Origin of the sequence: Micromonospora phytophila, assembly GCF_023656545.1 — a bacterium.
GTDB lineage: Bacteria > Actinomycetota > Actinomycetes > Mycobacteriales > Micromonosporaceae > Micromonospora > Micromonospora phytophila.
The window spans coordinates 1-5,172 of record NZ_JAMOKF010000356.1 but is presented as its reverse complement, the minus strand read 5'-3'; the positions used below and the strand labels follow the sequence as shown (position 1 = coordinate 5,172).

General features: G+C 74.0%; 4 protein-coding genes and 2 pseudogenes. 2 read left to right on the top strand and 4 right to left on the bottom strand.

Annotated elements, in window-relative coordinates:
- Positions 1-1,375: pseudogene (locus NCC78_RS27210) on the top strand (transposase); the annotation flags it as partial.
- Positions 1,376-1,505: 130 nt separating this feature from the next.
- Positions 1,506-2,729 (top strand): ABC transporter substrate-binding protein, encoded by a 1,224-nt coding sequence (locus tag NCC78_RS27205; protein WP_250798032.1) that lies wholly within the window; start codon positions 1,506-1,508, stop codon positions 2,727-2,729.
- A gap of 110 nt (positions 2,730-2,839) precedes the next feature.
- Here the strand turns inward: NCC78_RS27205 and NCC78_RS27200 are convergent, their stop codons facing one another.
- The 4 genes and pseudogenes from NCC78_RS27200 to NCC78_RS27185 all read right to left on the bottom strand — a co-directional run.
- Positions 2,840-3,433 (bottom strand): GTP-binding protein, encoded by a 594-nt coding sequence (locus tag NCC78_RS27200; RefSeq protein WP_089002065.1) that lies wholly within the window; start codon positions 3,431-3,433, stop codon positions 2,840-2,842.
- Position 3,434: 1 nt separating this feature from the next.
- Positions 3,435-3,815, bottom strand: coding sequence for a DUF742 domain-containing protein (locus tag NCC78_RS27195; protein ID WP_250798031.1), 381 nt, complete (start codon positions 3,813-3,815; stop codon positions 3,435-3,437).
- A 101-nt stretch (positions 3,816-3,916) separates the two neighbouring features.
- Positions 3,917-4,321 carry a roadblock/LC7 domain-containing protein gene (locus NCC78_RS27190; RefSeq protein WP_007455462.1) on the bottom strand — a complete coding sequence of 135 codons (405 nt, stop codon included), beginning with the start codon at positions 4,319-4,321 and terminating at the stop codon, positions 3,917-3,919.
- A pseudogene (locus tag NCC78_RS27185) lies at positions 4,318-5,172 on the bottom strand (ATPase); the annotation flags it as partial. The gene NCC78_RS27190 and the pseudogene NCC78_RS27185, both read right to left, overlap by 4 nt.

Below are 5,172 nucleotides of genomic sequence, written 5' to 3'. Positions count from 1 at the left end.
CACGCCGCCGCCGGTCGCGCCGGCGCCGCTCACCCCCGCCGCCGTGGCCGGTCCGCCGGTCTCCGCGCCTCCGTCCCGCGCCGAGCAGGCGCCGAGCCGGATCGACGGCCCCACCAACCGCCCGGTCTCCGCGCCGCCGCCTCCGCCGCCCGGCATCACCCCCATCGCCCCGTCGCAGCGCGGCACGGTGCCACCTGCCGAGGCGGGCGAGCCCTTCCGGCCCACCCTCACCACCGCGGCGATCCAACACGCCCGCGCCGAACGGCAGCGCACGGTGATCCCGCCCCGCCCCAAGACCAACGGCGGGGCACCGACGCCCACCGGCGGCTTCAGCGTCACCGACCTCAGCGTGCCGGTTCCCACGCCCCGGCCCGACCAGGAGTCGGCACCCCCCGGTTCCCGGGCCAACTGGCCGCTGGTCAACAACCCGGAGGACCCGTCCGACAGCTCCGCCAAGAACCCGGTGGTGAGCTCCTACCGGGAGCGGGACGCGCGCGGCATCGACGCGCCGACCGACCCGGGCACCGCGCGCCGGGTCACCCCGCCCTGGTTGGCCGACGACCTGCCCCAGGAGCCGCCGATGCTGCGCCTGGTCGAGCCGCCGCCGCTGGCCGACCGCGCGCTGCGCGACGGGTTGAACCCGCCGACCGACCCGCACCTGGAGACGCCACCGCTGCGACTGGTCGACCGGGAGGAGGCCGCCCGCAACGGTCGGCCCACCCCCCGCGCCGAACGCCCGGTCGCCGAGCACCGGCCCACGCCTCCTCTGGAGCACCGGCCCACGCCCCCCCTGGAGCACCGGCCCACGCCTCCTCTGGAGCACCGGGCCGCACCTTCCCTGGAGCACCGGGCCGCACCTCCACTGGAGCGCCGGCCCACACCCCCGCTGGAGCGCCGGCCCGCACCCCCCGTCGAGCACCGGCCACCGCCGGTCTCCGACGAGGGCGACGGCGACCTGCTGATCTTCGCCCAGGCCAAGTCCGCCTGGTTCGTCGGGCACGCCGACGAGAGCGACGACATGGACTGGTCCACCACGGCCGACACCGGCTGGCAGGCGGCCGAGCAGGCCGCCCGCCCCGCGGTCGGCGACGAGACCTCGGCCGGGCTGCCCAAGCGGGTCCCGCAGGCGAATCTCGTCCCCGGGTCCCCGCTGCGCGAGGAACGTCCACTGCGGATCGTCCGGGACGCGGCCAGCCTCGCCGAGAACACCACCGGCTACTTCCGCGGCTGGCGTCGCGGGCAGGAGATCGGCGGGTTCGCGGTCGGCGGTCGCCCGGGTCGGGAAGCGGCCGGTGGCTGGGACTTCAGCCGCGACACCGGTGACCGCGACGACGACCGGGAATACGAGTACCGCTCCGCCGGCTACCGCTCCTGACCGTCGGAAAACCGCCTTCCACCTGCGTGTTCCTGCCCACACCCGGAGAAATTGACGCCGGGTCGCGGCGGCCGGCAGCATACCGGCGGAACAGCCGGCGGCACGGGACGCCGGGGTGGGAAGGCGACTCATGGCGACACCGGCAACCGGACCCTCCGCGCTGACCCGTCGTGGCCTGCTGGCCGCGACGGCCGGCACGCTGCTGCTCAGCGCCTGCGGGCGCGGCGGGGCGGGCGACGCCGACCCGGCCAGCGATGTCGCCCCGGGCGGCCAGGAACTGGTCGTCGGGGCGAGCCTGGAGCTGACCGGTCCGGGCGGCCCGCTCGGCGTGCTCCAGGAGCGGGCGTTGGCGATCACCGCCGAGTCGCTCAACGCCGACGGGCTGCCGGTCGGCAACCTGCGCCGAACCCTCAGGATCGAGGTGCGGGACAACGCCGGCGATCCCGGGCTCGCCGCAAGGCAGGCCACCGAGCTGGTCCGGCGCGACGGCGTGCACGCCCTGGTGGGCGGCACCCTGGCCGAGACCTCGATGGCCATGGTCGCAGTGGCGCAGCAGGAACAGCTGCCGTTCCTCTCACTCGCCTTCGGCGACGGCCTCGTGGTGCCGCTGGCGCAACGGACGTACGTCTTCAAGCTGACCCCGGACGCCGGGGACATGGCCCGGCGGCTGGCCCGGCTGATCGCCACGCAGCGGCTGCGTCGCATCGTGCTGGTGGCCGCGGACGGGCTGCACGGCGACTCGGGCGTACGGGCGGCGACGGGCGCCCTGCGCACCGTCGAGATCGGACTGCGGCGCACCGTCCGGCTGCCCCGCACCGGCAAGGACTTCGGCCCGGCCGCCCAGCGGGCGGTGGACGCCCGACCCGACGGCGTCGTGGTGTGGGCGACCGCCCCGGATTCCGCCGCCGCGGTCACGGCGCTGCGCGGGGCGGGGTACGACGGCCCGGTGTTCCTGGACGCCGCGGCGGTGGCCGAGGAGACCCTGGAAGGCGACAACGCGACCGCGGTCGAAGGCGTGTACGTGGTCCATCCGGTGTCGCTGGGCGGCACGAGGCTCTCCAGCACCAGCATGTCGGCGCAGGCCCACGACGAATTCGTCTACAGCTACATCCGGCGGCACGGCGTGTACACCGGCTTCGCCCCGTACGCCTCCGACGCCCTGCGGATGATCGCGGAAGCCGCCCGGCTCTCCACCAGCGTCGACCGTGGACGGATGCGGGCGTTCCTGCAGAACCAGTTCACCGACGGGATGGCCGGGGCGTACTCGTTCACGCCCATGCGGCACGGGGGCATGGAGCGCGACTCGCTGGGTGTCTACACGGTCAACCACGGCGCCTGGACACGGTTCTCCTGACCGCTGCCGCCCCCGGCGCACGGCAGGGTGGGCGGGGCGCCCGTCGTGACGCGGGCAGCGACGAGCGTCCGGTGGGGGCCGAAGCCCCCACCGGACGCGGGTCGGATCGATCAGGCCGGCGCGACGGCGCGCGAGCGGCGCATGGTGAGCACGTACTCGACCAGCGAGATCAGCACGTGCTTCGTCGACTCCCGGTTGCGGGCGTCGCAGGCCACGACCGGCACGTCACCGGAGATCGCGAGCGCGTCCCGGACGTCCTGCGGGTCGTGGTACTGCATCCCGTCGAAGCAGTTGATGGCCACCAGGTACGGCAGCCGCCGGTGCTCGAAGAAGTCGATCGCCGCGAAGCAGTCGGCCAGTCGGCGGGTGTCGACCAGCACGACCGCGCCGATGGCACCGCGCACCAACTCGTCCCACATGAACCAGAACCGGGTCTGACCCGGTGTACCGAACAGGTACAGAATCAGGTCCCGGTCGATCGAGATGCGGCCGAAGTCCATCGCCACCGTGGTCGTCGTCTTGCCCGGCACCTGCCGGGTGTCGTCGACGCCCACGCCGGCGGAGGTCATGATGGCCTCGGTCGTCAGCGGCGTGATCTCCGAGACCGAGCCGACCAGCGTCGTCTTGCCGACGCCGAATCCACCGGCGATAACGATCTTCGCCGACGTCACGCGCCCACTCGGGGTCGGCGGGCGGTGCGACATGTCAGAGCCTGCGAAGTCCACTCAGCACCCTCTCCAGCAGTTCAGTGCCCACCGCGTCGTCCGAGTCGTCCAGGATGGTCGGCTCGTGGACCGCGACCAGGCCGTCCGTCGCCATGTCGGCGATGAGCACCCGGGCCACACCGAGCGGGAGCTGCATCCGTGCCGCGATCTCGGCAAGCGACTGCACGCGTCCGTCACACAGCGCGGCGATGTACTGGTGCTCACGGCCCTGACCACCGATGCCATTGGCAGCGGCGGCCCGACCGCGCACCGTCGTCTCGACGAGCGCCTCCAGCGCGATGTCCAACCGGGGGCGGGTACGACCACGGGTCACGGCGTATGGACGGACCAACGCTCCGGTCGGTTCGTCACGATCAGCCATGTCGCCGCTCACCTCCTTCGTACCCGGTACCGGCTCCACCTGGTGAAGCTCGTCGTCGTTGTCGTTTTTGTTGCGCCGCCGACCTCACGGTCAGCAGGGCGTCAGCCCAGCATTCCCGCGGCCGCGCGCGGCTGCGGGGTCAGCGCGTCGCCCACCCGGTCGACGAGCAGCGCCATCTCGTAGCCGACCTGCCCGACGTCCGAGCTGCGGGCGGCGAGCACGGCGAACGAGGAACCGTCCGAGATGGACATCAGGAACAGGAAGCCGTTGTCCATCTCCACCACCGTCTGCAGCACCGCGCCTCCCTCGAAGCAGCGGGCCGCACCCTGGGTGAGGCTGACCAGGCCGGACGCGATCGCGGCCAGCTGGTCGGCCCGGTCACGCGGGAGATCCCGAGACGACGCGAGGAGCAGACCGTCCGCGGAGACGGCGACCGCGTGCGCGACACCGGGCACCCGGTCGGCGAAGTTGGCGAGCAGCCAACCGAGATCCTGCGTAGTTGTCATCCTTCTTGCTCCTTCTGCCCGCTCCCGGCCACCGGGCCTGAGCCAGACTGCGAGGATTGCTGCCCTCCCGGAGTCGCCTCCGGGCTGGTCGAATTGCCGTCCGAGGGGTGGGTACGCCCTCGCTGGACACCGCGGTGGTAGGCGGAGAGCAGACCGCGGACGGCCTCCGGCGTACGCCGTTGCACCGAGGTGGTGGGCTTCTCCACCGCGCCCGGCACCAGCTGCGCCATCGGGGTGCGCTTCGGCAGTCCCGTCGGGGTGGTCGCCGCCACCGGCACCTCGCTCGCCGCGGTGGCGGCGCGCCAGCCGTCGTCGGCGGCGGTCTGCCACCCGGGGCCCTGCTGCGGCTGCTGGGGGGACCGGCGGTGACCGAGGCTGTCGGCGACACCGGGGCGGGTGCCTCCGTTCGCCGACGACCCGTTGTCGCGGGGCGCCCCTCCGGCCGTCGGAGTCTCTGCCATCGGTGCGTTACCTGTCGTCCCGGGTGGTGTCTGCTGGGCCGCCCGACCGCCGGCGTCGACCCGGGCGAACTGCTGGGTCGGCGCACCGCTGGCGGCCGGCTTCGCGGCGTTGGCCGCCGGCTTGGCGGCGTTCGCGGCCGGCTTCGCGGCGCCCGCCGCCTCCTCCGGGCCCGGCCGGCGGGTACGGAACCACGCCGACTCCAGCTCCCGGAAGATCGGCAGCTCCATCGTCTCGTCCGCGTACCGCTGCCGGTTCTGGGCCTGCTGCGGGGTCGTCGGCCGGGTCTGCGCCGGCGGAGCCGCCGGTGCGGAGTTCGGCCTGGCGGCCGAAGCGCCCGGGTTCTCCGCACCGGGTCGGTGCACCCGCGGCAGCTCGGTGGTCATGTCCAG

Coding starts and splice junctions, on each gene's coding strand:
- NCC78_RS27205 (WP_250798032.1), top strand. CDS start 1,506: ATGGCGACACCGGCAACCGGACCCTCCGCGCTGACCCGTCGTGGCCTG.
- NCC78_RS27200 (WP_089002065.1), bottom strand. CDS start 3,433: ATGTCGCACCGCCCGCCGACCCCGAGTGGGCGCGTGACGTCGGCGAAG.
- NCC78_RS27195 (WP_250798031.1), bottom strand. CDS start 3,815: ATGGCTGATCGTGACGAACCGACCGGAGCGTTGGTCCGTCCATACGCC.
- NCC78_RS27190 (WP_007455462.1), bottom strand. CDS start 4,321: ATGACAACTACGCAGGATCTCGGTTGGCTGCTCGCCAACTTCGCCGAC.